General features: G+C 41.8%; 19 protein-coding genes and 1 pseudogene. 6 read left to right on the top strand and 14 right to left on the bottom strand.

The window, feature by feature from the left end; genetic code table 11:
- Nucleotides 1-203 precede the first annotated feature (203 nt).
- Together GY065_RS08420 and GY065_RS08415 are read right to left on the bottom strand one after the other, a co-directional pair.
- Complete coding sequence (locus GY065_RS08420; RefSeq protein ID WP_100125849.1) at nt 204-1,274, bottom strand: zinc-dependent alcohol dehydrogenase family protein; 1,071 nt, start codon at nt 1,272-1,274, stop codon at nt 204-206.
- Nucleotides 1,275-1,568: 294 nt separating this feature from the next.
- Entirely contained in the window at nt 1,569-2,150 is a 582-nt protein-coding gene (locus tag GY065_RS08415; protein ID WP_100116071.1) for a bacterioferritin, read from the bottom strand.
- Nucleotides 2,151-2,770: 620 nt separating this feature from the next.
- Between GY065_RS08415 and GY065_RS08410 the strand changes: the two genes are divergently transcribed.
- From GY065_RS08410 to GY065_RS08395, 4 genes are all read left to right on the top strand, one after another.
- Nucleotides 2,771-5,866 carry a S8 family serine peptidase gene (locus GY065_RS08410; protein ID WP_174833779.1) on the top strand — a complete coding sequence of 1,032 codons (3,096 nt, stop codon included), beginning with the start codon at nt 2,771-2,773 and terminating at the stop codon, nt 5,864-5,866.
- Nucleotides 5,867-6,110: 244 nt separating this feature from the next.
- On the top strand, nt 6,111-6,557 hold the full coding sequence (locus GY065_RS08405) for a hypothetical protein (protein ID WP_174833778.1): 447 nt from the start codon (nt 6,111-6,113) through the stop codon (nt 6,555-6,557).
- A 716-nt stretch (nt 6,558-7,273) separates the two neighbouring features.
- Nucleotides 7,274-7,975 carry a phosphoadenosine phosphosulfate reductase gene (locus GY065_RS08400; protein WP_174833777.1) on the top strand — a complete coding sequence of 234 codons (702 nt, stop codon included), beginning with the start codon at nt 7,274-7,276 and terminating at the stop codon, nt 7,973-7,975.
- Nucleotides 7,962-8,384, top strand: a complete 423-nt coding sequence (locus GY065_RS08395) for a hypothetical protein (protein WP_174833776.1) — start codon at nt 7,962-7,964, stop codon at nt 8,382-8,384. Before GY065_RS08400 ends, GY065_RS08395 begins: the two co-directional genes overlap by 14 nt.
- 77 nt (nt 8,385-8,461) lie before the next feature.
- Here GY065_RS08395 and hrpA read toward each other — a convergent pair whose 3' ends face one another.
- From hrpA to GY065_RS08350, 9 genes are all read right to left on the bottom strand, one after another.
- Nucleotides 8,462-12,484, bottom strand: a complete 4,023-nt coding sequence (gene hrpA, locus GY065_RS08390; RefSeq protein WP_174833775.1) for an ATP-dependent RNA helicase HrpA — start codon at nt 12,482-12,484, stop codon at nt 8,462-8,464.
- A gap of 287 nt (nt 12,485-12,771) precedes the next feature.
- Nucleotides 12,772-13,011, bottom strand: a complete 240-nt coding sequence (locus tag GY065_RS08385; RefSeq protein WP_096765593.1) for a hypothetical protein — start codon at nt 13,009-13,011, stop codon at nt 12,772-12,774.
- An 11-nt stretch (nt 13,012-13,022) separates the two neighbouring features.
- Nucleotides 13,023-13,781, bottom strand: a complete 759-nt coding sequence (locus GY065_RS08380) for an ABC transporter ATP-binding protein (RefSeq protein WP_174833774.1) — start codon at nt 13,779-13,781, stop codon at nt 13,023-13,025.
- Nucleotides 13,782-13,841: 60 nt separating this feature from the next.
- Complete coding sequence (locus tag GY065_RS08375; RefSeq protein WP_084562550.1) at nt 13,842-14,798, bottom strand: iron chelate uptake ABC transporter family permease subunit; 957 nt, start codon at nt 14,796-14,798, stop codon at nt 13,842-13,844.
- Between the two features lie 7 nt (nt 14,799-14,805).
- Nucleotides 14,806-15,774, bottom strand: a complete 969-nt coding sequence (locus tag GY065_RS08370; protein ID WP_100116765.1) for an ABC transporter permease — start codon at nt 15,772-15,774, stop codon at nt 14,806-14,808.
- A gap of 91 nt (nt 15,775-15,865) precedes the next feature.
- Nucleotides 15,866-16,843, bottom strand: coding sequence for a siderophore ABC transporter substrate-binding protein (locus GY065_RS08365; protein ID WP_202984076.1), 978 nt, complete (start codon nt 16,841-16,843; stop codon nt 15,866-15,868).
- 81 nt (nt 16,844-16,924) lie between these two features.
- A complete protein-coding gene (locus tag GY065_RS08360; protein WP_174833773.1) occupies nt 16,925-17,731 on the bottom strand; it encodes a siderophore-interacting protein in 807 nt (268 codons plus the stop codon).
- A 1-nt stretch (nt 17,732) separates the two neighbouring features.
- Entirely contained in the window at nt 17,733-18,674 is a 942-nt protein-coding gene (locus GY065_RS08355; protein ID WP_174833772.1) for an alpha/beta hydrolase, read from the bottom strand.
- Between the two features lie 316 nt (nt 18,675-18,990).
- The gene (locus tag GY065_RS08350) at nt 18,991-21,219 is read right to left on the bottom strand and encodes a FepA family TonB-dependent siderophore receptor (protein ID WP_174833771.1); all 2,229 of its coding nucleotides are present in this window, start codon (nt 21,217-21,219) and stop codon (nt 18,991-18,993) included.
- A 374-nt stretch (nt 21,220-21,593) separates the two neighbouring features.
- Between GY065_RS08350 and GY065_RS08345 the strand changes: the two genes are divergently transcribed.
- Both GY065_RS08345 and GY065_RS08340 read left to right on the top strand, forming a co-directional pair.
- Nucleotides 21,594-22,400 carry a hypothetical protein gene (locus GY065_RS08345; RefSeq protein WP_174833770.1) on the top strand — a complete coding sequence of 269 codons (807 nt, stop codon included), beginning with the start codon at nt 21,594-21,596 and terminating at the stop codon, nt 22,398-22,400.
- Between the two features lie 368 nt (nt 22,401-22,768).
- Nucleotides 22,769-23,269 (top strand): pilin, encoded by a 501-nt coding sequence (locus GY065_RS08340; protein WP_174833769.1) that lies wholly within the window; start codon nt 22,769-22,771, stop codon nt 23,267-23,269.
- Between the two features lie 611 nt (nt 23,270-23,880).
- On the opposite strand, the pseudogene GY065_RS08335 reads toward GY065_RS08340, so the two are convergent.
- The 3 genes and pseudogenes from GY065_RS08335 to waaA all read right to left on the bottom strand — a co-directional run.
- A pseudogene (locus GY065_RS08335) lies at nt 23,881-23,982 on the bottom strand (hypothetical protein); the annotation flags it as partial.
- Nucleotides 23,983-24,244: 262 nt separating this feature from the next.
- A complete protein-coding gene (locus GY065_RS13270) occupies nt 24,245-24,760 on the bottom strand; it encodes a prepilin-type N-terminal cleavage/methylation domain-containing protein (RefSeq protein ID WP_174833768.1) in 516 nt (171 codons plus the stop codon).
- A gap of 156 nt (nt 24,761-24,916) precedes the next feature.
- Complete coding sequence (waaA, locus tag GY065_RS08325; RefSeq protein ID WP_174833767.1) at nt 24,917-26,182, bottom strand: lipid IV(A) 3-deoxy-D-manno-octulosonic acid transferase; 1,266 nt, start codon at nt 26,180-26,182, stop codon at nt 24,917-24,919.
- Nucleotide 26,183 lies beyond the last annotated feature (1 nt).

Raw genomic sequence — 26,183 nt, 5'->3', positions numbered from 1 at the left:
CTTATATTTTAAATTCTGAGGCTGACCGGACAAATAACACAATTGCTGAATGTTCGATTTTTCAGCGGATTTAATCAGTAAATTGTCTATAGCTGTTCAGGGATAATTATTTTGTAAACAGACAGTAATCAATAAAGCAGCCTTAATGGCTGCTTTATTTAGTAGGGCAGATTTAATTAAAGCTTTTATCTGCTCCGCAGTATTCAATAATCAATAATAACTTTCATGGCTTTTTCATCTGCAGCATGCTTAAAGACATCATAAGCTTTTTCCAGTTCATTAAAGTGGAAATGGTGAGTAGCCAGCTTTTCCATCGGCAGTTTGCCTGAGCAACAGGTTTTCAGCAACATGCCGGTAGTGTTGGCATTAACCAGACCTGTGGTAATGGTAAGATTTTTAATCCAGAGTTTTTCCAGCTCAAAGTTGACTGATTGCCCATGTACACCTACGTTAGCTAAGTGTCCCCCTTCTTTTACCACACGCTGACAAATATTCCATGTGGCTTCAAGCCCGACAGCTTCCATAGCGCAGTCTACTCCGCGGCCGCCGGTGTATTCCAGAACACGCGCCACCGCGTCTTCACTGGCAGAATTAATGATTTGCGTGGCACCCAGCTCTTTTGCCATATGCAGGCGGTTATCATCCATATCAATCATGATAATCTGGGAGGGAGAATATAGTTGTGCGGTCAATAAACAACTCATTCCTACCGGGCCGGCACCGACAATGGCTACGGTATCACCGGGTTTAACATCACCATATTGCACGCCAATTTCATGTGCAGTAGGTAAGGCATCTGACAACAAAACGGCCACATCTTCATTTAAATTTGCCGGTAATCGGTAAAGTGAATTATCTGCAAAGGGAGTACGTACGTATTCAGCCTGAGTACCATCAATCATGTAGCCCATAATCCAGCCGCCACCACTCTGGCAATGTGCATAAAGCTGTTTCTGACAGTTTTCACAAGTACCGCAGCGGCTGACACAGGAAATAATGACTTTATCGCCTTTTTTAAAGTTTTTAACCGCACTTCCTGTTTCTTCAATAATACCAATCCCTTCATGCCCGAGAATGCGGCCGTTAAATTGACCGTCTTTTTGAATGGAGGTTTGTTCAATTTCTGGATTTTTTCCTTTCCAAATACCCAGATCGGTACCGCAAATGGTCGTTCTGGTTAAACGAATGATTGCATCAGTTGGTTCGATAATAACTGGTTTAGCCCGTTCTTCAAAACGAATGTCACCTGCTCCGTAGTACACCATTGCTTTCATATTGTTTACTCCATAAACCATTGAAAAATAATCCAGATATTTTCTGGAAACCTCTTAATATGATTGTAGTGCAAAGAGATTCACACTACAATTTACCTGAGTATTTTCTTTAAAAGGTTTGTCGGATTATTAATCTGCCTCAAATTTGAGCGATTTATCGCTATAAAGACAAATAGAATTATGGAATAATAGGTAGTTTGAAATAATAATAAATATCAAGTTCAAACATACACTTCTGAGGCAGAACACTCTGAAAAAATCCGCAGACTAACTACGGATTTTTATGTTAAATCACTAAATTATTTTTTTCGAAACGGGTTTGCCATCCAAGCCTTCCATCATGTCGGATAATTCGTCTGCATGATCTTCTTCTTCGGCAAGAATATGTTCGAGCATGCGTTTGGTGGTGGTGTCATAATCGCTGACATACATAATGGTCTGCCGGTAGAGATCAATCACAATACGTTCTGCAATCAAATCTGACTCTACCATATCCCGTAAAGTTTCTCCCTCAATATATTCTGTCGGTGAGCGCTGAATAAACACATCCGGATTCAAATCCGGCTCACCGCCAAGCTGGGTGATACGTTCAGCCAGCATAGCTGCGTGTTTTTGTTCCTGCTCTGCATGTTCCATAAATTCTTCTTTAACTGCATCCATAAACAGACCGGTTGCCATATAGTAATGCCGCAGATAACGCAGTACACATACCCATTCTGAAGCCAAAGCTATATTAAGCAGTTCGATTACCCGTTCTACATCCAGCTCATACGTAGAAGTAACCGGCCCGTCTTCATAATTTTTGCGTGCATTTTCCCTTAATTCTTCAGTTGTGCTGAATTTAATATCTCTTTTTAGCGGTTTGCGTTTGTTCATGCTTATCTCCTTATTTATCTAAACAAGTTACGGTTTGTTGCCTTGTGTTCCTTTTATAACGGTAACTGATTGTATAAGTTGTTGTCTATGAAAGTATTTTTAATATAAGTAATAATTAGCTGAATTTAATCGCATATTGTTTATTTAAATGTTTTCTTCTAAATATTTAATATATCAAGTCAAATATAATTAATTTCTAAAGCATATATTTATGTTATATGAGTAAAAAATCTAAAAAAAATTATTCTTTATGCGTAAAAAATTTATTTATTTTTAATGAGATACTGCTTTAATGCCTTTTAGAGCCAGTATTTCGCCGGTTGAAATCAATATTGTAAATAAAGCTATAAATTATTTATTTGGTATATTTATTTATAATTTACCAATCTGGAATTAAATACATAATAGTACGGAATATTAAAATAGATAAAAATAATCTTATTTGGTTAATAAATATATAGACAAGTAAATCAGTAATTTAGGCCATGTATCATGCCTGAATGCTAAACCCGAACTGAATAAGCAAATCAATGTTCATTAAGGTTATCAAGAAATATTAATAGAAATGAAATTTAAATTTTTATATTTATTTTTCAAATTAAGATAAAGGAACAGCCAGTATGAAACATTCAGCTTTAATGCTTAAATCAATAGTGATTGCTGTTTCATTTGCTTTAACGGCATGTGGTGGTGGCGGTGGTAGTGGCAACGGTGGCGGTGTTCATTCTGATTCCACCGAAACTGGTGGTAAACCGGGCGGAAACAATCCCGGTACAGGAGAAATACCGAATGACGAAGAAATTACTCCGGAGCCAGTTAATCCTCCTCCGGTTCAACCAGATCCAGACAAACCAGATCCAGACAAACCAGATCCAGACAAACATGATCCGGTAGACCCGACTCCGGTAGACCCGACTCCGGTAGACCCGACTCCGGTAGATCCCACTCCGGTAGATCCGGCTGATAATATTCCCGTTCCTTCATCCAATCCTTCGAGAATGGATAGTTCCGAATCAGCAATAAAAGTTCCGTTGAGTAAAAACCAGTATCCCCGCAGTGAATACGGTGAGGATAATGCACAGGCTAACCTACTAAATCTGAAAGATGCGCGAGATCAGGGGCTGGATGGTAAGGGGGTGAAGGTCGGTATTGTTGATTTGCCAATCGATGTTAATCATCCGGCTTTACCTGACAATGTTGTTGATCTGGGACAGTTCGGGACACCTTATAATGGTAAAGTTTTCCCGCATGGTGATGCGGTAGCTTTAAATATCGCCGGTAAAGATGTCAGAGGTAAAAAAATTGGAATTGCTCCGGAGGTGCAAATTTATTCAGCCAGTGCAACAGATAGCCGCGGGCCGGGTTTAATCAATTTACTGGCTACCATAAATGCGTTTTACGCGCTTGATAAAGCTGGTGTGAAAATCGTCAATAACAGTTACGGCGCTAATTATTACAGTAATAAGCAATGGTATACTAATATAGCTAAAGCTTATTTAAATGCAGATAATCCTGCTGATAAATCTGCATCTTATATCGGTCGTTTTGTTTCACTGGTTCAGGATGATATGCTGTTTATCTGGGCAGCTGCCAATGACGGGCAAAGTCAGCCCAGTATTGAATCGTTATTTCCTTTAATTGAACCTGAATTGCAGAAAGGCTGGATTGTTGTTGCTGGTGTAGATAGCGATAATACAATTGAAAAATTTTCTAACAGATGCGGCGATGCTAAAAATTGGTGTATGGTGGCTTATTATCAGTATGAGATTGCTAATTTGTACGCAAAGCCCGGCGATGATATTAATGCATTGCCACTAACCAGTGTCACGGGAACTTCATTTTCTGCTCCGCAGGTTGCTGCCGCTGCGGCACTGGTTAAACAAAAATATCCCTGGATGACCAATAATAATTTACGAACCACACTACTGACGACGGCCACTGACCTGGGTGCTAAAGGTGTAGATTCGGTATATGGCTGGGGATTACTAAATATTGGTAAGGCGGTTAACGGACCGGCACAATTTGCCTTCGGTGATTTCTCAGCAAATGTAACTGACGGCAGCTATGTATTCAGTAATGATATCAGCGGGCAAGGCGGGCTAATCAAAGAAGGTACCGGAACACTGATATTACAGGGTAATCATACTTATCAGGGTAAAACGCAGATTAATTCCGGTATGCTGGCTGTGAATGGCAGTAGCCAGTCTGCAACGCAAATTGGTAAAGATGCTGCTTATCTGGTTAAAGGCTTTACTGGTTCAGTAGATAATGCAGGAACTTTTATTAGTCGGGATGCCACTGTTAATGGTAGTTTTAACCAGACGGCAGAGGGTACTTTTCAGACCAGCCTTGGCAGCCGAACTACTGTCAATGGTACTGCCAGCCTGGCCGGCAGATTATATTTCGATGCGCTTAAAGCCGGTTTTGTGCCACAGACAGGGATAAAAGTAGCTGTTATTAATGCACAAAAACGCTTCGGTGAATTTGACTCAACTGAATTTTCCGGCGGAATTCTGCTAGATGGTAAAACGGTTTACGATGACAATAATGTAGATTTTGATATTACCCGCATTTCTGCACAAAAAGCTGTTATGAATAATGGTCTGTTAACCCGCAGTATTGCCGATCCGGCAATAGAGTCCGCTGCCAGAGCTGTGGATACGGCTTTCAGCCAGCTGGACGGTATATCCGCAGCGAATCAATACAGTGAACAGGATAAAGAATTATTCGATGGTGCGACCAGAATTCAGAATGTACAGTCTGCTCAGAGTTTAAGACGTTCGTTATATTCTTTATCCGGTGCGGTTTACAGTAACGCAAATATGGTCAGCACTCTGACATTAGGAAAACTGAATAGTGACTTTATGTCATCAATTCAGAATAATTCTGATGAGGTTAATGTGATTATGGAATTTAATCATTCACAGAATCGCTGGAATCCCACTGTTGTCAGAGGAAAACAGAATACTAATAGCGGTATATTCGGTATCAGTAAAAAATTTGGTAACGGATTATCTGCAGCGATGGCCTATACTTTTCAAAATACCGGCTGGAATGAACAATATGGCAATGCTGATATTAAAACCAATGGTTTAACAGTAGGTTCATTTTATGCGCCGAACCGGTGGAACGGTGCCTATATATCCGGCAGCTTTGGATATAACCGTTTTTCCAATGATGTCAACCGGCAAATATGGCTGGGTGAGTCGGCAGCAGCCACGGGAGCAAAAGCCAAAGGTAACGTATGGCAACTGGCTTTTAAAGGAGGTAAAGCATTTTATCTGAATCAATTGATTCTGACACCGCAGCTAGGTCTGAGATATGATTATTTGCAACAGAATCATTTTAGCGAAGACGGGGCAAACGGCTATGGTTTATATGCCCGAAAGCTTAATAAAGGCGTTGTAGCCGGTTCGGCCAGTATTCTTACTCAATATCGTTTTGGTATAAGGGATACTGTGTTTGATATTTTTGGACTGCTGGGTGTTGAACATGATTTTCGCGACAGAGAATATGCAATGCGCGGAGGTTTTGCCGGAATACACGGAAATGAACGTTCCGGTAAATGGGCTCCAGCAAAAACACGCTGGAATACTGCTGTAGGCGGAAATGTACAGATCAGGCGTAATCTGAAAGCCGGTATTCAGTATCAGTATGAAAATGGTAGCCACTGGCACAGTAATTCAGGAATGGCAAATTTAAAAGTTACTTTCTGATTATAGTCAGTATAGAGAAGATAATGAACAGAATTTCAGATTAATTGAAATTCTGTTTTTTTATGCAAATCAACATTTTAATCAGATGGTATGCTTTATAAATTCATATTTTATTAACAATGTTAAGTTAATGAATAAGTGTATAATGTAATTGCTAAAAAAGAAAAAACAGGCATTGTGAGAAAGTCTATCTTTTTCGTAGAGAAATAGTATATATAGATTTATTTTTTACCGGATCGATCATATGATTATTAAAATAAAAACTAAAGTCTTTAAAATACTTCAAGTATTGATTATAGTAATCGGAATTGATGCTTATAATTTATATATAAATAGAATAACAAATCCTCTGATAATCCTGAATATTGCCTCTCTTTTCTATCTGATATATAAAATTAAGGATGAATTTGAAAAGGCAAGAGGATTTGGCAAATATATTATAGAAATTACTTCAGAGTGTCTGACTAAAGAAAAAAAAGGAAATAAGACATGCTTTGAGTGGCAGAATTTTTATTCAGTCATTAAATTTCACAATAGAATCTATTTGTATTTAAAAAGAAAAAATTCTTTCAGACCATATAAACGTTTAATATATTTAGACAGCAAGGATTTTGCCAGTAAAGATGAATTTAATGCCTGTTTCGAAAATTGTAATACATATATTAAACAGGCAAATAACAAGTTTCTATGACTAAATGTGCAAAAAACGACAGAGAGTCTGTTTTAAAACACTTTGTTTGCGGTACAACAACTTTCTGTTTATAAAAAAGACAGGCTGATCTGATAGTCAAGACGAATGCTCAGTTCAAATTATAAGTGTTGTAGTTATAAAAAAAGAACCCGCCATTAAAATTTATAAGCCGAATGTAGGAGAGAAGCTTATAGATAAAATGGCTGGGTCAGGGAAATAAATAGCTTAGATATTCAGGTGTTAATGGTAACAATCAAATTAATTTTTGTCTACAAATATTTTCTTTATTTAACCTGTAAATTAAATATAGCTTTGATATGTTTAAAATAATTTTTTCTTATCCTATTTTTGTAACTGACTATGTGAAATAGAATTAATAAAATTAGTAATGTATTAATAAATATAGATGTGATTTTATTTGTATGACTTGATGATCCAGTAACCAAGCAGACGTCGATACGAGTTCATAATGAATTTTGAGAAGTAAAATAATTTTAGCTGAAATACTGTATATCCTGATTGCTACAGATTGTTGTTTATTGGTTATAAAAACTACTAAATGCGGTTTATAACAATATGTATTCCCGTTTCAGTGCATGTATGACTATTTTGTTGTTAATTGGGGGTTATGATTAAATTATGACAGATTAGGCATTTATATTTAAAATAGTTATACTGTTTGAATTAAACATCGTTGGTTTTGTGGAATTTTGCATATGGCTATTTTGTCTGGAACCAGAACGATTCAGAAAGTGGCCCGTGATTACAGCCAAAGTATTCTGGCGTTTAGTACGGGCAAAAATGCTGTTGCTGCTTATCTGGCAATCAGAGATAGCTTTACAGAGATTTATCCCTATTATTTGTATCTTGTACCCGAGCTGGAATTTGTAGAAGAACAGCTCGATTTGTATGAGCGTCAGTTTGATTTCACAATTACCCGTTTGCCGCATCCTGCACTGTATCAGATGCTCAGGGCACATGTTTTTCAGCCTCCGGCTAATGTAGCTGTGATTGATAAGGCAAAATTAGAGGATTTTGATTTTACCGATATCCGCCGGATGATGTGCAGAAAATTTAATTTACCGCATAACACACCGGTAGCGAATGGTACCAGAGTGGAACACAGTTCCAAACAGCGCCTGAGTATGCAGAGACACGGATCGATTGTGAAAAGTCAGTGTCAGTATTATCCGGTATGGGACTGGAAAAAAGGGGATTTGCTCCGCTGTTTTAAGCAGCATAACATCAGGCTGGGAAGTGATTACAGGGTGTTTGGCTGCTCTTTTGATAGTCTGGATTTACGTTTTTTATTACCTGTTAAAGAGCTTTATCCGGAGGATTACCGCAAAATTCTGGAGTATTTTCCGCTATGTGAGTTGGAAATTTATCGCTGGGAATGTGCTAATGGAAAAAGATAATACAATAAAAGTCAAAGTATCTGTACAACATGATTTGAGCAAAGAGGGGCAGCATAATAAATCTAAACCGGTTTCGTTTTCGGTGCATGCTAACCACCATGCGGATACAGATGCTATAGGACAGATGAGAGCGTTGAAAGAAGAATTTCAACAGGTTAAAAAAATGCCAGCACAGCTCAGACAAAGGGTGACCGATAGTGAATACTGGTGTGCCCTCTGTTTTCAGACTTATGAACAGCTGATGGTTTTTCTCGGTGAATTGAAAATACCGGTTTGTGAGAATAAATATATTGACGGGCAGTTACTGGCGCAGAAAATGGGTATTGAGCTGCCCCCGGCTGAAGTGAGATTTCGTTTACCCGGTTATATTGATAAAGATTTCCAGGAGTTAGCAGAAAAAGAGAAATAGAAATCTGTGACATATAACTGCCGTTGGAACCGGATAACAGCTCTGTTTTTCTGAACAGAGCTGTTTTTTGAGTACGTTTATACAATAGCAGTGCGTTTATCCCATTCTTTGCTCAGACGTTTTGCTGAAACCGGATAGGGTGTTTTTAGCTCCTGGGCAAAAAGAGAAACGCGCAGTTCTTCCAGCATCCACCGGAATTCGGCAATGGTAGCAGGTACCGGCTGATTTTGTTGCCGGTATTGCTGTACTTTTTTTTGCCAGGTATCAGTAAGTTCCTGAATGTCATTTTCCCGTGCATTATCACGTGCCGGATTACTGCCGTATTTATCCATACGCCTGAGCATGGCTTGCAGATAAATCGGCAGACGCGGCCACTGCTGCCATGGTGTAGCACTGGCAAAACCCGGATAAACCAGACTGTTCAGATGCTCACGCAGAAGCGGGGTTAACGGGTGTTTACCCAGATGGCTGCTGACTTCAGTATAAGCCTGCGCTGTTTGTAGGGCATATTGATTAACAGCTTCTTTAACTGCCGGTAAACGGCTGCGGGCACGTTTTATCTGTTCTTTAAAAGCTTTTTCATCACGCGGAAGTTCATCTTCACCTATCAACGCCCGATCCAGAACGGCATGAGTCAGGTCTTCACGCAAAGTATCAGTACCCAGGTGTTTAAGCAGCATGGCGATTTGAGTGAAGTCGGGCAGACCTTTATTCAGGTCTTTAACCTGTTCTTTCAGTTGCAGACTCATCAGAGCAAGTACGCCGCTGCGGTGTGCCTGTTCGGCAGCCGCCGCTGTATCAAACAGCCTAAGGGAAATACTGCCGTTTTTTTGCAGTTGCAGGCCGAGATAGCCGGTAAGCTGTTGCTGAGCTCGGGCAAATTTGATGCTTTCCGGTAGTTTACCTATATCCCAGCTGGTAATGTTATCTCGCTCAAACTCATTGCTGTTGTCACGGAAAGTAACTGCAGCCGCCTGTCCGAGCTGTTGTTGCAGGCTGATAATATCACGACCGCTGGCCAGTTCTGTGCCGCTGTCATCAATCACCTGAATATTGAAATAACAATGTGCCGGCAGTTGCTGGGTTTGCCAGTGTTCGACGTCTATCTGGTTAAGCAGACGCATGTCTCCGGCCTGACGGGCTATGGCATGTGCCAGCTGAGGCAGTAAAGGCGCATTGTTATCAGGATGACTGCTGAGAAATGTAGTGATGAAATCAGGAACAGGCACGCAGATACGGCGAATTTGTTTGGGTAAAGCTTTTATCAGTAACTGCAGCTTTTCTCGAATCATGCCGGGAACCAGCCATTCCAGTCTGGATGCATTGATGCGGTTAAGCAGTGGCAGAGGCACAGCTATAGTGACACCGTCAAACGGATGATGGGGTTCGAAACGGTAGCTGAGCGCACAGCGACCATCTTTAGTATCAAGATATTCCGGAAACTGGCTTTCAGTAACATTACTGGCTGCATGTTGCATCAGGTCGTCACGGCTCAGATACAATAGTTTCGGATTTTCTGCCTCAGCCTGTTTACGCCACATTTCAAAGGTACGGATATCGGCCAGCGGCAGAATACGGCCTTTGTTTTCTATATTTGCCGGCAGACGCTGGTCGTAGAAACTGAACAGAGCTTCTTCATCTACCAGTACATCTTGCCGGCGTGATTTATGCTCCAGTTCGGTGATTTCTTCGATCAGTTGATGGTTATGCCGGAAAAAAGCTGCTTTAAGATCGCATTCCTGCGCTACCAGTGCACTGCGAATAAAGATTTCGCGTGCTTCTTTGGCATTGATGCGCCCATAGGCGACCGGGCGGCGGGGCAAAACAGTGAGACCATAAAGAGTAATGCGTTCACTGGCCACCACTTCACCGCGTTTCTGTTCCCAGTGGGGTTCAAAATAATGATAGCGCAGAAGATGAGGTACTTCGCTTTCAATCCATTCCGGTTCAATCTTGCCGACATCACGGGCATATAGTCGTGAGGTTTCGGTTAGCTCAGCAGCAATAATCCATTTAGGCTTACTTTTAAACAGAGCGGATGCCGGAAAAAGGTGAAAATGAATTCCTCGCGCACCGGTATAGTCGTGGCCTTCGGGGCTTTTCAGTCCGACATTGGCTATTAGTCCGGTCAGCAGAGCTCGGTGAATTTGTTCGTAGCTGGCTTCTTTTACCTGTTGCCGTTGCTGACGCTGCTGCCGGCGGACGATTTGCTGCTGTTTGAGTTTTGCGGATAAATCCTGATCACTATTGTCAGTTATGGCTGGCTGGGGATGATTGTCCGGTAATTGCCGGTAAGCACCCGCCTTATCGGTAAGTTCCATATCTATGGCAATTTGTGTCAGCTGGTGATGTAGCTCGCGCCATTCGCGCATACGCAGATGAGAAAGGAAATATTGATGACACCACTGCACCATCTGACGATTGGATAACCCTTTGTCACGTTCGCGCTGATAAGAATCCCAGATATTCAGATAGGCGAGAAAATCCGACTGCTTATCGTTAAAACGTTCATGTGCTTTGGCAGCAGCTTCGCGAGCTTCCAGTGGTCGTTCGCGCGGATCCTGAATCGAGAGCGCAGCCACGATAACCAGCATTTCGGCTACGCACTGCAAGCGTTTCCCTGCCAGCAGCATGCGGCTGATACGCGGGTCTACCGGCAGACGTGCCATTTGCTCACCAAGTTTGCTTAGCTGATTATGTTCATTTACTGCGCCCAGTTCGAGCAATACCTGATAGCCGTCATTGATATAGCGCTGGTCAGGTGCTTCGAGAAAGGGGAATGCATTAACATCGCCGAGTTTCAGGCTGATCATGCGCAGGATTACAGCCGCCAGATTACTGCGGATAATTTCCGGATCTGTAAAGGCAGGGCGCTGATTAAAATCCTGCTCGCTGTAGAGGCGTATACAGATACCGGCGGCAACGCGACCGCAACGGCCGGCGCGCTGATGAGCCGCAGCCTGACTGATAGGTTCGATATGCAGTTGTTCGACTTTAGCCCGGGCTGAATAGCGCTTTACCCGTGCCAGTCCGGTATCGATAACATAGCGGATACCGGGTACGGTGAGTGAGGTTTCGGCAACATTGGTAGCCAGTACGATACGCCGCTGACGACCATTGGGATGAAAGATTTTATGCTGTTCGGCTGCTGACAGGCGTGCAAATAGAGGCAGAATCTCATCATTGCGACGCAAAGGTGATTGCTGTAATGCATGTGCTGCTTCGCGAATTTCTCTTTCACCCGGCAGAAAAATCAGGATATCACCTTCACCTTCTCGTGCCAGCTCATCTGCGGCATCGACGATGGCATCATTGATTTCTATTTCAGCTTCGTCTGCATCTGTGGTGTGCAGCGGACGGTAACGTACTTCTACCGGATAGGTACGTCCGGATACTTCAATCACCGGTGCTGCTACACCGTTTTGTGTGAAATGTTTACTAAAACGTTCGGCATCAATCGTAGCTGAGGTAATGATGACTTTCAGGTCCGGGCGCCGTGGCAGCAGTTGTTTGAGATAACCAAGCAGGAAATCAATGTTCAGGCTGCGTTCATGCGCTTCATCAATGATGATGGTATCGTAAGCACTGAGAAAGCGGTCGGTCTGGCTTTCTGCCAGCAAAATGCCGTCAGTCATCAGCTTGATGTAGCTTTCCGGCGCGGTTTTATCATTGAAACGCACTTTATAGCCAACATGCTGTCCGATCCGGCTATGCAGTTCTTCAGCAATTCGTTCAGCTACTGAGCGTGCGGCCAGCCGCCTTGGCTGAGTGTGACCGATCAGTCCGGCTACACCACGGCCAAGCTCAAGACAGATTTTCGGTAACTGGGTGGTTTTACCGGAACCGGTTTCACCACAAACGATAACGACCTGATGCTGACTGATTGCCTGCTTGATTTCTTCGCGTCTTTCATGCACGGGCAAAGTGTTATCATATTCGGGTACAGGCAGTCCGGCCAGACGTTGCAGATAAGTCTGATGAGAGCGCTGGTAACGGCTGTTTACTTTTTCCTCGCCACCGAAACGGGCAGGATTTTTACAGGCTCGATACAGGTAATAGCGGTCTTTACTCAGAATTTGGTTAAGTTCGTATACATACATGGCACAGAGATTGCCGGAAAATTAGTAGTATGTGTATTATACCAAATCTGCCAAAACTGCTTTTTTACAGGCATTCCATGGCAGATTTATATCTCAGAATCAGATAAACAAAGATTTAAATGAATAACCAGATAATAAGAATACAGATTTTTTAATTGCTATGCGGAATAATTATTAAGTCTGAGCTGGAAAGCAGCAGAAAAATTATTTTAATAAACACGCTGGTACTAAGTTATGCGGATTAGCATAACTTTCAGTTTGGCTTTTGGCCTTGAATCTATGCGTTTCTAGTGATGCGGGTGTTGCCGGCGCCAGATTTTCGCGCCAATCATAATAAATACGCCAAACAGAAAAGTACACACCAGCCCCATAAAAATGAGCATAATCCGTGCCATTGACATCCGTACGGCAGCATCATCTCCCAAAAACAACCAGATAAACCATGCAGCCAGTACGACAAACAAAGCAATCATGGCAGTAATCAGCCCCGTCATTTTGCGTGAACTAGGGGTATTATTGTTTTGCATAATATAGCCTGCTAGAAGTGATGGATAACAAGAGGTTTCCCTTTATGGCTGACAACTTCTGTATCCAGATTAAATATGGTTTGAATATGGTCTACAGTAATAATATCTTCTGGTGTACCTTGCATAACAATCTGCCCGTCTTTAAGAGCAACAATATGGTCAGCATAGGCTGCTGCCATGTTGATGTCGTGAACCACCATAATGGTAGCCAGACCCTGTTCGCCGGTAAGCTGGTGTAATAAACGCATCAGCTCACGTGCATGATACATATCCAGATTGTTAAGCGGTTCATCAAGAATAACATGTTTGGTTTGCTGGCAGAAAGTCATGGCTACCAGTGCGCGCTGGCGCTGTCCGCCGGAAAGTGCACTAAGATAACGCTGTTGCAATGGTTCCAGCTCAAAGCGCTGTAAAGCCTGATCAACAATTTGCTGGTCTTCTGCTGTGATGCGTCCTTGATTATGCGGATAGCGGCCAAACAGTAATAAGTCACGTACGGTAATACGGCTCTGTATGTTGTTCTCTTGCGACAATATAGCCAGTTTTTTGGCTATAGCAGTTGATTTGCTGTGGCTGACTTCAAGTTCATCAATATGGATATTGCCTTCCTGTAAAGGTTGCAGACGGGCAATCAGAGAGAACAATGTAGATTTACCTGCACCATTGGGCCCAATCAGCGCAGTAATGCTTTTATCCGGAATATCAAGATTAATATCGCGGAGAATGGGTGTACCGTTGATGTGGTGGTTAACATTTTTTATGGTAATCATAATGCTGTCAGGTTAAATCGGTGCAAAAAATGGTGATGATAAAAAAGCTACTGTTACAGCTTAGCGTTTGCGTTTTAATACCAGCCACAGAAACACAATGCCGCCGCAAAATTCAATAACGGCACTCAGTACGCCCTGCATCCCAAGCAGCTGCTCAAATATCAGCTGGCCGCTGACCAGTACCAGTGCCGCAACCAGAAATGCTGCCGGCAGCCGCAGTTGATGTTTCATATCGGGGGCGCAGGTATTAACCAGTGCACATATCAGTAAACCGAAAAAACTGACCGGACCGACCAGTGCAGTGGAGACCGAAACCAGCAGAGCAATCCATAACAAAATGCTGTGGCTCAGCCGTACATAGTTAATACCCAGTGCAATAGAGGCATTACGTCCGAGCATAAGAACATCGAGCTGATAGCGCATCCGCCAGATCCAGACTGTACTGAACAGCATGATACTCATGCCGATAATCAACATGGTGATATTCACGGAGGTAAACTGGGCAAAATAGCTGGTTTGAGCAACCGTAAACAGAGTAGGGTCAATCAGGCGTTGCAGCAGACTATTGAAACTGCGAAACATGACTCCGAAAATCATACCGGTAAGTATCAGTCGGGCCAAGTCACCGTTACTGTTCCGGGTTAAAGTGCGAAACAGCAGGAGCGAGGCAACCATCATTATTGGTGCTTCGATAACAAATTTACTCAGCACACTCATACTGGTGAATCCTACTGCACCGAATACAAACAAAGTAATGGTTTGCAGCAACAGATAAAGCGAATCGTAGCCAAGTAATCCCGGTGTAAGAATAGGGTTATGGGTCAGAGTCTGGAAAAGTAAAGTGGATACACCAACTGCGTAGGCAACAGTAAGCAGCATCAGCAGCTTTTTACCGCGCAGCTGCAGTACAAAATCCCAGCTTCCTTTAACGCCATATGTCATAAACAGAATACTGGCAATAATTAACAGAATACCGAGCACACCGAAAAAACGTGCACCGGAGCGATGTGACGGCATAGTGGAATTAAACTGCATGTACAGAAGGCTTTCTAAACAGCAAATACAGGAAAATCACGGTTCCGACGATACCGAAAATCAGAGACACCGGTATTTCATAAGGCGGGTCGATAGTGCGGCCGATAATGTCACAGATCAGCAGAGCGTTGGCACCCAGGAGTGCAACTGCGGGCAGATTCTGACGTAAACGGTCACCTGCCAGCCGGGAAATAATATTAGGCACTACCAGCCCGATAAAAGGAATCTGTCCGACTGTTACCACGACAATGGCAGTAATCATGGCTACGGTAATCAGGGAAATCCACATCATTTGTGCATAGTTGATACCGAGGCTGGTACTGATATTCTGTCCCAGTCCGGCAATGGTAAGCCGGTCAGCCAGAAAATAAATAACTAATGTCATTAGGCCGGTAATCCACAGCAATTCGTAGCGTCCGGCGAGTACTGCAGAAAAATCACCGGCAAACCACACCGCCAGCAATTGCAGGGTATTGGTTTCCACGCCGATAAAATTCACCAGTGCTTCAATAATACTGCCATAAATTATGCCGATTAGCGGAATCATTAGTTGCCGGTGTGCAGGTAGACGCCGAAATAAAAATAAAAACAACGTCATCCCCAGCAAAGCAGCCAGACTGGCGCAGCTCATTTTGGTCAGCTGACTGGCCTGCGGCAACCAGATGGAGACCAGTAATACCCCAAGTGCTGCACTTTGGGTAGCACCAACCATACTCGGTTCCAGAAAACGATTGCGCAATACTATCTGTAACACCATACCCGCTACGGCCAGTGTGGCTCCAGTGAGAATAATCGCCAGAGAACGGGGTAGACGGCTATACAAAAGCAAAGAACGGGTATCACTACTGATAAACAGATCACCCCAATGAAAAGAAGCTGCACCAATACTAATGCTGATAATCAGTAAAATAGGTAACAGCAAAAAATTGATTGCATTAATCTGAGAGGAACGAAGCATATGACAGAAAAAATACAGACAACAGGTTTACGCTAATACTGCATATTTATGCAGCATAGCGAAACCTGATTATCGTGAATAAAACTCCGGCTTAGTGTGACATTGCCGCTTTAATATTGGTCAGATCAGTTTTCATTTGCTGTACACCGCCTGCGGCCAGATAAGATGCGCTGCTCAGATAAATAACGTGACCTTCTTTCCATGCTTTAGACTGACGTACCAGATCATTATTCAGTACAGCTTGAGCAGTTTTACCTTCTTCGCCGATGGCAGCAGTACGGTCAATAACGAATAACCAGTCCGGATTGATTTTCTGTACGTATTCGAAAGAGACAGACTGACCATGCGGAGAAGCCGGAATGCTGGTATCTGCAGCCGGTACACCAACCTGAGTATGAATCCAGCCAAAGCGAGAGGAAGAACCAAATGCTGAAAGTTTGCCGGCATTAACCATCAGAATCAGACCAGTGCCTTTGCCTTTGGCTGCCTGCTGGGTTTCATTAAGCAGATTCTGAATATCATCATGCAATTTTTTCGCTTCAGCTTCTTTCTTAAACAGCTTACCGTAGCTATCAAGCATTTTCATGCCATCGCCAATTAAATCCTGTCCGCTGTCAGACATATCGATAGTGGGAGCAAGGGCAGCGAGTTCATCATATTTCGGAGCAGTACGACCAGCGATAATAATAAGCTGTGGTTTCAGCGCATTAAGTGCTTCCATATCCGGTTCAAATAAAGTACCGGTATTGTTTACCGTTTCCAGAGTTTGCTGCAGATACGGTACCAGCACTTTTTTCGGGGCACCGATAACCGGCACTTTCAATGCCTGTAAATCATCCAGTGTAGCCATATCAAATACCACAACTTTAGACGGATTCTCCGGTACGGTTATTTCTCCGCGGGCAGTATTTATTGTCACTGTTGATCCGTTTACATCAGTTGCGACAGCTGAATCAGCAGACGAAGCATTACTGGCAGTGTGATTCTCATTGGTTTTTTCGCCACAGGCAGAAAGCAGAGACAAAGTTAAAACAGACAAAGCAAGAGGTTTCCAGCAAGATTTAATCATTTTATAGTATTTCCTATCATTATCGTTTGCATTAATTATACCGCCTGAGCAAGGCTAAAGTTAATTTTCTTGAGCAGGTGTCTATTTATCAATAAATCTGTGTCGCGCTTCATGATAACTTTCTTCATTTTCTCCCTGACGCCAGTAGGGGACGGCATAATGGCGCTGAGGCGGTAATTGCCATTGTGTACGCAGCAATTCACGCAGTGGTTTAACCAGTGCTGCTTCACCAGCAACCCAGGCAAAGTCATCATCATTCAACGGGGCAAAACTGCTTATATGCTCTACTACAGCAGGAATCTGGCTCAAATTACCAAAAAAGGTATGCAGATGCATTTTTTCTGGTAACGGGAGTGATGCTGGCAGATCTTCTGCCTGCGGTAATAACAGCACAACGTCACCGCTCGCATCAGCGGCAATATCTGCCAGCAGAGATTCAATTGCCGGAAGAGCTGTAATATCACCGACAAATAAATAGCGTGACGCTGTTTTCAGCATTGGATTCGGCCCGCCGGGAGAAGAGATTCCAAGAATATCTCCAGCCTGAGCATGCTCGGCAAAAGATGAAGCGGGTCCAGTGTCTCCGTGTTTGACAAAATCAATACTTACCGTACACGACTGTGCATCATAATTGCGAATGGTATAGGTACGCACAATCGGTTTATTATCCGGCTCAGCCCAGTTAAAACCATGACCGGAAAACTGGGGTAATTGTGGTGTTATCTGACCATCCGGTGCCAGAAATATTTTGATATGGGCACCATTGTACTGATGCGGATAATCGGTCAGCTCCGGACTATGCAAAACCAGCCGGCGTAAATTTGGGCTTAGATCGATAATATCTTGAACACGTGTCAGATAAGCCTGATGTGGTGAACGTTTATTCATTTTATTGCCTGATTACTGGATAAAATAATGCCTGCTGCAGACTTTTGCCAAACAGGCTACCATGATTTTCCTGCGGATAATGCTCATATCTGATAGTTAAATCAGTTTTTTGCTCTAATTCGTTAATGAGTTTGTTAATCAGACCGGCATATTTGGCTGTATGCTCATTGCGTATGCGGATACGTGCTGCCGCCTGAGGATTTTTCGGTAATTTACCGGCTTTGAGTTTGCTGCTTAAAACCCACAGACTGCTGCCAGAAAAAGCCACCTGACGTTTAAGCATGGTTTCAGCTTCCTGCTGTAACAGATCGCCGTGTAACCAGACGGACGGATCGGCAGCAATATAGTGCTGAAAAAGATTAGGCTGAGTAAATAAAGTATGCATAACCATCAGCCCGCCGTATGAATGCCCCCACAGAGTTTGTGCATTGGGATTAATCCGAACCTGTTGATTTACTGCCGGCATAATTTCATTCTGAATTAAATCCAGAAATATATCAGCCCCGCCGTTTATTCTGGTTGAATCAAGAGGATCGGTATTGTCATTGTCCGGCGCAATGGTGTAATCGTAGGCCCGTGCCTGCGCATCAAAGCGTTTATCTGTGGCATAGCCAATCAGTACCAGCACCGGAGGCTGAGGCTGTGCGGACAGTACCCGCATATTTTCCGGCGCAAGAAAATCCAGTGCAGCATTTCCGTCCAGAATATAGAAAGCAGGAAAACCCCCTGCAGGAACTTTACGGTCGGGAGCTGCTATATAAACCCGGTAATGACGCTGTCCATCTGTAGAAGTAAACGCAAGCGTATTAAACAGATAGCCGCTGTCTGATTGCTTTAATGCAGCAAAATTAGCTGGTTCATTCAGATTAGGCTGAGCTTTGGCTGTGTTGTGCAAGATTAATGCCGTAAAAAACAATAAAAGAAAAATAATAATCTGGCGCATATTTAATCTTTCCGTCAGTTGATTGGTGTTACAGAATATATGGAGACAACAGGACGGGTGTGCGGTAAGATTTTGTTTCTGCATGGTAAAATTAATCGAATACCAGTTAAAAATATTGCCGGATCAGGTGGTTTGGTTAAAGTACAGTCAGATTGAATAACCTATGTTTGGTTACTTAATAAAGTTGCTCATTATGTGTAAACAATAATCATTACTATTTATGATAGTAACTGAAATTGATGGATAAGTCACGGTGAAAAATAATTTGCTTGTAAAAAAACAGGCTGCCTGAATGGCAGCCTGTTTGCAGAAAGCATCAGAAAGAAACTTTCATACTGCCCCATACTGCTCTGCCGCGTTCATTGTATGTATATGCAGTGCCGCGCAGTGTAGAGGCGTAGATACGTTTATTGAATATATTTGACATTCCGGCTCTGATATTAATATTTTTATTTACAGCGTAGCCGGCGGAAATACCCCAGATACCATAACTGCCGATTTCTTCTCCGCTCAAACCGGTAGTTCCTTTTCCTCCGTTACCGATACCTGCCTCAACAGGATTTACCGGTACTGTACGCGGTTTCTGGCGACCATAGTAAGTATAGGTAAGTAATGTGTCCCATTTTTCAGCAGGATTCCAGGCCAGAGACGAATTAATCGTATATTTAGGGATGACAGATAAAGGATTGCCGGTTTCCTTATTTTTGGAATTAAACATATAAGTAAAATTGTTTACCCATTTCCATTTGCTTGAAAACGGCAGGGTTAAATTGCCTTCCAGTCCTTCTACCAGCGCTTTGCGGGTATTGGTCCATTGAAAATAATCATATCCGCCTGAGTGTGAATTCGTATCAGTACTATCTGTGAATATAATCTGCCGGCCAGCTTCAATCTTATTTTTGTAATCATTGCGGAAATAAGCCAGAGAAGCCAGATAACCATTTTTATTAAATTCAAAACCCAATTCTTTATTAATACTGGTTTCTGGTTTGAGATTACTGTTACCTATCAGATAACAGCCACGGCCGCTTCCGGAAGAGGTGGCACAACCATTGCCTTTGCTGTACAGCATATAACTGTCTGTACTCTGGTACAGATTCGGAACTTTGTAGGCACGTGCTATTCCGCCTTTAATCAGCCAGTTCGGATGAAGCTGCCATGACAGATTAACACCGGGGCTGACATTACCACCCGTTTTATTATTGTGATCATAGCGCAGCATTGGTATAAGTTTTAAATAGTCGGTCAGGCTGATATTGTCTTCCACATAGCCGGCCCAGCTGCTTAGTGACGGTTTGTGGTTAGCCGGAGCCGGATAAACTGCCCCGGGAAGAGGTATACGGCGCAGACCATCCGGATCATCCAGTTTATCGTGCTGATATTCTGCACCCATAGTCAGCACGTGGGACAAACCTAATGTAAACGGAAAGTTTATTTCACCCGTCAGACGTTTTGTTGTCAGTGTACTGTCTTTATAAGTAATATCTTTGCTGCCCAAATCCTGACACAAGCCTTCAGGACCACCTGACAGCGCTTCAGAGCAGTGGCTGTTGGTAGTTTTATCGTATTGTGCTACCAGCTTGCTGTCGCCCCAGTCCCATATACCTTCATGAGTCAGTGCAAAACTCTGGCGGTATACTCGGCGGGTTTCCTTACCATATAAACTTTGGGTGTAATCAGTCTGTACATTATTGGGACCATCACCGTTATAACGATTGCCCTGCCGGCTGTAGGTAGTATCCAGTGTCAGAGTTTGTGCCGGAGAAAGGCGCCATGCCAGCCGTCCGCCAATATCTTTATTAATCAGACCTTCCTGTCCGGCAGCCAGCGATTTGCTGCCTTTATCATTCGAACGCTGATTAATGAATGGTGAATCTGCATCAGTACTATTCAGATTGCCATATATCCGAAAGCCGAGTACATCTTTAATAACCGGACCGGACAAATCAAAGCCGATACGATGTGTATCGCCTTCTTCTTTATCTGCCGGCAAATTCATAAACGCATTGATAGAACCGTGAAACTCATTACTGACTTTTTTTGTCACAATGTTCACTACACCGCCAGCTGCACCAGAACCATAGCGTGCGGCAGCCGGTCCACGAATAACTTCAATTGATTGAATTTCTGCTGCCGGTACCCAGTTGCTGTCGCCAATGGTGTCACGCTCACCGCGCCAGCTCATGCGTGCACTGTTACGCGAAGTAACCGGCCGGCCGTCAATCAGTATTAAGGTATTTTCCGGACCCATTCCGCGAATATCAATCTGGCGTTTATTGCCATGCTGACCGGAAGCAGTATTACCAGTCAGATTGACACCGGGCATTGTACGCACCAGCTCAGAAATATCATTGACCGGTGTTTTGCGTTCAATATCCTGACTATCAAGTTTAGAAACGCCGAGAGACTGTTTAACCTGTTGTTCGGCGGTGACGTAAATATCGTCCAGCTTTGCTGAATTATCCTGAGCATAAACAGTACTGCCGGTAAAAAGAATGAACGGAATCAATGCCAGTTTAAAAGAAGGAAAAGGGTGATCAGGCATACTATTGAGCTACGAAAAGAGAAAAATTGATAAAACCGCGAATAATAATGAATACTATTATTATTTTCAACTAAAACCATACTGATTAAACAAAAAATACAAATTCATACTTAATCGGTATAATTATTATCTATACTTACATAATTCAGTTTAATGTGACAAAATTTGACACATTTGCTAAAAATTAATTAAGTAAAAAGCGATATATGTATATTTACAATGTAAATAATTGATTTAAAGTTAATTTTTAAATTAAGAAATTGTATATTTCAAGCTGGTGATACTGCAACGTAAGCAATTCCGTTAAGCTTTTATTTATTGAAATACTCATTTAAAGTATACAAAAAATGAAATTAAAACAGCAAATAATCAGTATGATGCAAAAAATAACTTTTTATATTTATCAATATTTCTTTCTATTGTTATTAATTGTAATCGGGTTGCCTGTATATGCCGAAGATTCTGTTTCAGATACCTTTAATATTACCGGGCAAGCAAAGATATTGCCGGTTACTCAAACCTGTGCCGGTAATCCATGGCCAGATATTGTCTGGGTGCATGTACATGATAATGAAGAAACTGCACGGCAGGCTGCATTATTGACTTTAAACCAGATTAAGCAGGGATGTTTAGTGGACTTTCGCCATGATGGCAGCCGTGAAATCAGTATACAGACAGCAGAAGTAAGCTATCACTTTGATCCGAATAGAATTTTTACGGATCATGGACGAAACAATGCACTAAAATGCCGGCAGGGTAACTGTGCCGGTGCAAGGGAAGAGTTAGGTCAGGAAGTTCGCGGTTTTCTGGATCAGTATCTGATTCATGCTAAATTAATTGTTGCTCTGCATAACAATCATCCGGGAGGATTATCTATACGAAACTATGTACCTGGCGGTTCAATGGCGCAGGCTATGAGTCAGGTCGCGGTCAGCCCTGATAAAGATCCTCATGATTTTTTCTATGTGACCAGCCGGCAGGCGTTTGATTTTCTGTCCGCCCGGAATTTCAATGTGGTTTTACAGAATAATCAGGATGTCCATGATGATGGCTCATTGTCAGTATGGGCTGCCCGGCAGCAGATTGATTATATTAATGCTGAAGGCGGGACAGGAAATTTAATCAGCCAGATGGCTATGCTTGCAGCTGTACGGGCATATATGCTGAAGTATTATCTTTGATAAATCAAATTATTAAACCTGTAACTATAAAATATATCGATAATTGTTATGAGATAAGAGGGTAATTAATGAGTTGGAAATATCAGGAAATTTTTATTAAATCTTTTTATTTATAACTTTAAATATTATTAATAATCAATTGATTATAATTTTACAGGTGGCTTAATATTTAATGTCTGAGTATGGTTAATACAATATTCGTTTAATTTATATTTAGTTTATTCCAGGATATCTCAAAACTGGCACGGAATATGCTTATACCTAATTGAAGTCAGCAGATGCAATATTTATTGAATTATTGTTATCCGTCGCTGATAGAAATTAATTGAAGTTGTTTAGTTGTTTTAACTCTTACTCAGGAGCTAATAATGAAATCATTACAAAAAGGTTTTACCCTGATTGAGCTGATGATCGTAATCGCGATTATCGGTATTCTGGCAGCAATTGCTGTACCTCAGTATCAGAACTACATTGCACGTTCACAGGTAACTCGTGTAATGGCTGAAGCAGGTGCTTTGAAAACTACTGTAGAAACCTGTATTCTGGACGGACGCACAGAATTGGGTGAAGACGCTGGTAAATGCCAACTGGGTGCTACTGGTTCTAATCTGATAGACGGAGATACGGCGAATGCTGGTGATAAGGCGCCAGCAAAAGGTACTGGTGTCCCTAAAGTTACTATAACAAAAGATAATGGAAAAGCAACAATTGAAGCTAAATTCGGTAATAATGCCGCAACTACATTAGCAGGTAAAACACTGACTTGGTCACGTGATGAAAACGGAACTTGGACTTGTGGAACTACCGTAGACAAGAAATATGCACCTTCTTCTTGCCCTGTTGCTGCTGGTGGTGGTACTACACCTTAATAATAAATTATTTTTAATAATTTAATAAAAAGGACGGTTTACCGTCCTTTTTAATTTATAAATTTAATAGAATTAATTTTTTATGATAAATAAGTATTTATTTTATGTTGTATAGCACAGTTGTTAATAAAATTGCTGCTTATAAAAGATATGGTTGATTAAATAATCAGATTTTCAAGTTTAAAAATATTTAAATTATTGTTTCAAATAATTTTAATTTCTAGACGCACACGGTTTTTACCAAAGATCAGCCCGATTTTTACATCATTGATTAGAAGTGACTGAATTAAAACCTGCAAATTATTAACTGTTTTAGCGAAGTCAGGCTAATGATGGGGAAAATTACCATCTATCCACAAAATAATTCCTGTATTTCGCAGCCAAGAGTACGATATAAATCACCGGCGTAAGCACCTGCAACTTAATTTCAAGCATCTATATCATTGTTTGCTGTGGCTGAATCTGATGAGTTTATATAAAAATATATTCAGAAAAGTCAGTCATGTAACGACACTACCGGCATATTCAGCTTTAGCGGTAACTTCACCGGATTAAATAATTTTACGTAAAACCTGAGTTATCATCAGCCGGAGTTAGTTCCGTCTGGTATCCATTTTAAAACCATAATAGTCAGGCGGGTTATGACTGCCTGTAATCATGGTATTGCTGCCATCACAATGTTCATTAGCTGCAAAATACAGTATTGATATGGCATGACGATGTCGGTTATATCATTGCCACAGGCGGATGGTATTATAAATTATAAAGATACCAAAATGCAGATAAAAAAGTCTATTCCCTATGCGAATTTTTATTCGCAGGATCAACCAACTAGATTCTCAAAACAGTAAAAAATTTAAGGCAGTCATTATTAATAATATAAAATATATCCAGATAATATATTTTATATTAGCTTAATTATATTCTGAATTTAAATAACTACCTATAGACTTAGTTTAAATTATCAAAAAAAAATCAGTTAGTAATGATATTGCAATTGCTAATTGCATATTTAGATAAATTTTCAGTTTCTTGAGGTTTAATCTGGCAGGTCCATGTGCCACCTTCTGACCGTTCTAAAGTAATAACCGTTCCATTAATTGCCGGTGCAACATGATTACCTAATATTGCACGCAAACCCGTTACTTTATCGCTTTCTGAAGTAATGTCCACGCTAGACATAATATTAGAATCGATATTATTCGTGTCTATACCAATAAATTCATAAATTTTTCCGGATCCGTTAACAGGTCTACCATTCTGAGATCTGTCCATGGTTGGTACATTACCCATTGCTATGATAGTATCTATGGCTGTAGTAGAAGCTTTAAGTTCATAATAAGCTCGGGTTAGCTGGGTTTTAGCGACATTATTCTGGTATTGCGGAACTGCTATAGCTGCTAGAATACCAATAATAGCTATTACAACCATCAACTCAATTAAAGTAAACCCTTTTTGAATGTGTGCCCAAGATTTATATTTATATTGCATGATAAAATCATTTTATTAAATGTATAAAAGTATTTAAATTCTAGCAATATATATACCAAATTTTCATTTTAGAAAAATTTAGTAATAAAATGATATAAAAATTCCTTTATTTTATTGGTTAATTATTTGTTTTAAAATATATATCTTGATTAGATGTTATTTTTTAATTATGTCATGTATATATAGTGCCATGCGTTCACTTGCTCCCTGATGCTGCCGGATAAAGGCTTGCGCACTGGCAGACATCTGCTTTCTTTGCTGTGAATCATCCAGCAAAGCCAGGGTTGTTGCTGCCCAGTCTTCTGCAGACTGAATTTGCCTGGCTGCGCCGGCGGCAATTGCTTTGGGCGCGGCATCGGCAAAGTTATAGGTAGAAGGACCAAACAGAGTAGGGAGTTTGCACACAATCGGTTCGATAATATTATGGCAGCCGCTGTCGACCAGACTTCCGCCTACAAAGGCAATATCGGCACATTCATAGTAGGCAAACAGTTCGCCGATACTATCACCTATCCAGACCTGAGTCTGTTCGGCGATATTCTGGTTATCACTGCGTTTTTGGGTAATAAAATTCAGTTTTTCGGCATATTCGTAAGTTGGCTCAAAGCGCTCAGTATGACGCGGAACGATAATCAGCAGGATATTACCGGTTTTTTGTTTTGCCCATGCATCAAGCAGTAACTGAGCTTCGTCTGTGCCGTGGTAAAAGCGGGTACTGCTGCACACAACTACCGGCCTGTTGCCAATACGCTGTCTGAATGTTTGCGCCAGTTCAGCCATTTCTGCCGGCGGAGTAATATCATATTTGGTATTACCACAGACCTGAATATTGGCAGCACCGATTTGTTTAAGCCGCTGAGCATCCGCCTCAGTCTGGGCGTAACAGCCGGTTAACGTGGCCAGTGCCGGTGCAACCAGTGAGCGTACTCTCAGATAACCATGCAGAGACTTTTCGGATAAGCGCGCATTAGCCATAAACAGCGGAATCTGATTGTCGACGCAGACATTAATCAGATTCGGCCAGATTTCTGTTTCCATTAATACGCCGAATACAGGCTGGTGATCCCGGATAAATTGTTTAACCCAGGATTTTTTATCATAGGGCAGATAACGGCATTGTGCTTCAGGAAAAAAATGCTGTACCGTGGCACGACCGGTAGGTGTGGTCTGCGTCATCAATAACGGTTTATGTGGAAAATGCTTTTGCAGCGCACGGATAAATTGTAATGAAGCGCGTGTTTCACCAACAGAAACCACATGAACCCAGATGCCGTGTTTTACCGGATCGGGATAAGGTTTGCCGAAACGTTCAGACCAGTTAAGCGCATATGCCGGTGCCAGCGCAGCACGCCGGCGTAAATATCTGCGTAAAAAGGGTGGTGCTATCTGCCATAAGATTTGGTATAAAAAATTCAGTAGCATA

The organism is Snodgrassella sp. ESL0323, assembly GCF_013346865.1.
In the GTDB taxonomy this organism is placed as follows: domain Bacteria; phylum Pseudomonadota; class Gammaproteobacteria; order Burkholderiales; family Neisseriaceae; genus Snodgrassella; species Snodgrassella alvi.
The sequence above is the reverse complement of the archived record's forward strand: the minus strand, read 5'-3'. Positions and strand labels throughout refer to the sequence as shown.

Coding starts and splice junctions, on each gene's coding strand:
- waaA (WP_174833767.1), bottom strand. CDS start 26,182: ATGCTACTGAATTTTTTATACCAAATCTTATGGCAGATAGCACCACCC.
- GY065_RS08360 (WP_174833773.1), bottom strand. CDS start 17,731: ATGAATAAACGTTCACCACATCAGGCTTATCTGACACGTGTTCAAGAT.
- GY065_RS08375 (WP_084562550.1), bottom strand. CDS start 14,798: ATGCCGTCACATCGCTCCGGTGCACGTTTTTTCGGTGTGCTCGGTATT.
- GY065_RS08405 (WP_174833778.1), top strand. CDS start 6,111: ATGATTATTAAAATAAAAACTAAAGTCTTTAAAATACTTCAAGTATTG.
- GY065_RS08400 (WP_174833777.1), top strand. CDS start 7,274: ATGGCTATTTTGTCTGGAACCAGAACGATTCAGAAAGTGGCCCGTGAT.
- GY065_RS08415 (WP_100116071.1), bottom strand. CDS start 2,150: ATGAACAAACGCAAACCGCTAAAAAGAGATATTAAATTCAGCACAACT.
- GY065_RS08370 (WP_100116765.1), bottom strand. CDS start 15,774: ATGCTTCGTTCCTCTCAGATTAATGCAATCAATTTTTTGCTGTTACCT.
- GY065_RS13270 (WP_174833768.1), bottom strand. CDS start 24,760: ATGCAATATAAATATAAATCTTGGGCACACATTCAAAAAGGGTTTACT.
- GY065_RS08340 (WP_174833769.1), top strand. CDS start 22,769: ATGAAATCATTACAAAAAGGTTTTACCCTGATTGAGCTGATGATCGTA.
- GY065_RS08345 (WP_174833770.1), top strand. CDS start 21,594: ATGATGCAAAAAATAACTTTTTATATTTATCAATATTTCTTTCTATTG.
- GY065_RS08355 (WP_174833772.1), bottom strand. CDS start 18,674: ATGCGCCAGATTATTATTTTTCTTTTATTGTTTTTTACGGCATTAATC.
- GY065_RS08420 (WP_100125849.1), bottom strand. CDS start 1,274: ATGAAAGCAATGGTGTACTACGGAGCAGGTGACATTCGTTTTGAAGAA.
- GY065_RS08410 (WP_174833779.1), top strand. CDS start 2,771: ATGAAACATTCAGCTTTAATGCTTAAATCAATAGTGATTGCTGTTTCA.
- GY065_RS08350 (WP_174833771.1), bottom strand. CDS start 21,219: ATGCCTGATCACCCTTTTCCTTCTTTTAAACTGGCATTGATTCCGTTC.
- GY065_RS08395 (WP_174833776.1), top strand. CDS start 7,962: ATGGAAAAAGATAATACAATAAAAGTCAAAGTATCTGTACAACATGAT.
- GY065_RS08365 (WP_202984076.1), bottom strand. CDS start 16,843: ATGATTAAATCTTGCTGGAAACCTCTTGCTTTGTCTGTTTTAACTTTG.
- GY065_RS08380 (WP_174833774.1), bottom strand. CDS start 13,781: ATGATTACCATAAAAAATGTTAACCACCACATCAACGGTACACCCATT.
- hrpA (WP_174833775.1), bottom strand. CDS start 12,484: ATGTATGTATACGAACTTAACCAAATTCTGAGTAAAGACCGCTATTAC.
- GY065_RS08385 (WP_096765593.1), bottom strand. CDS start 13,011: ATGCAAAACAATAATACCCCTAGTTCACGCAAAATGACGGGGCTGATT.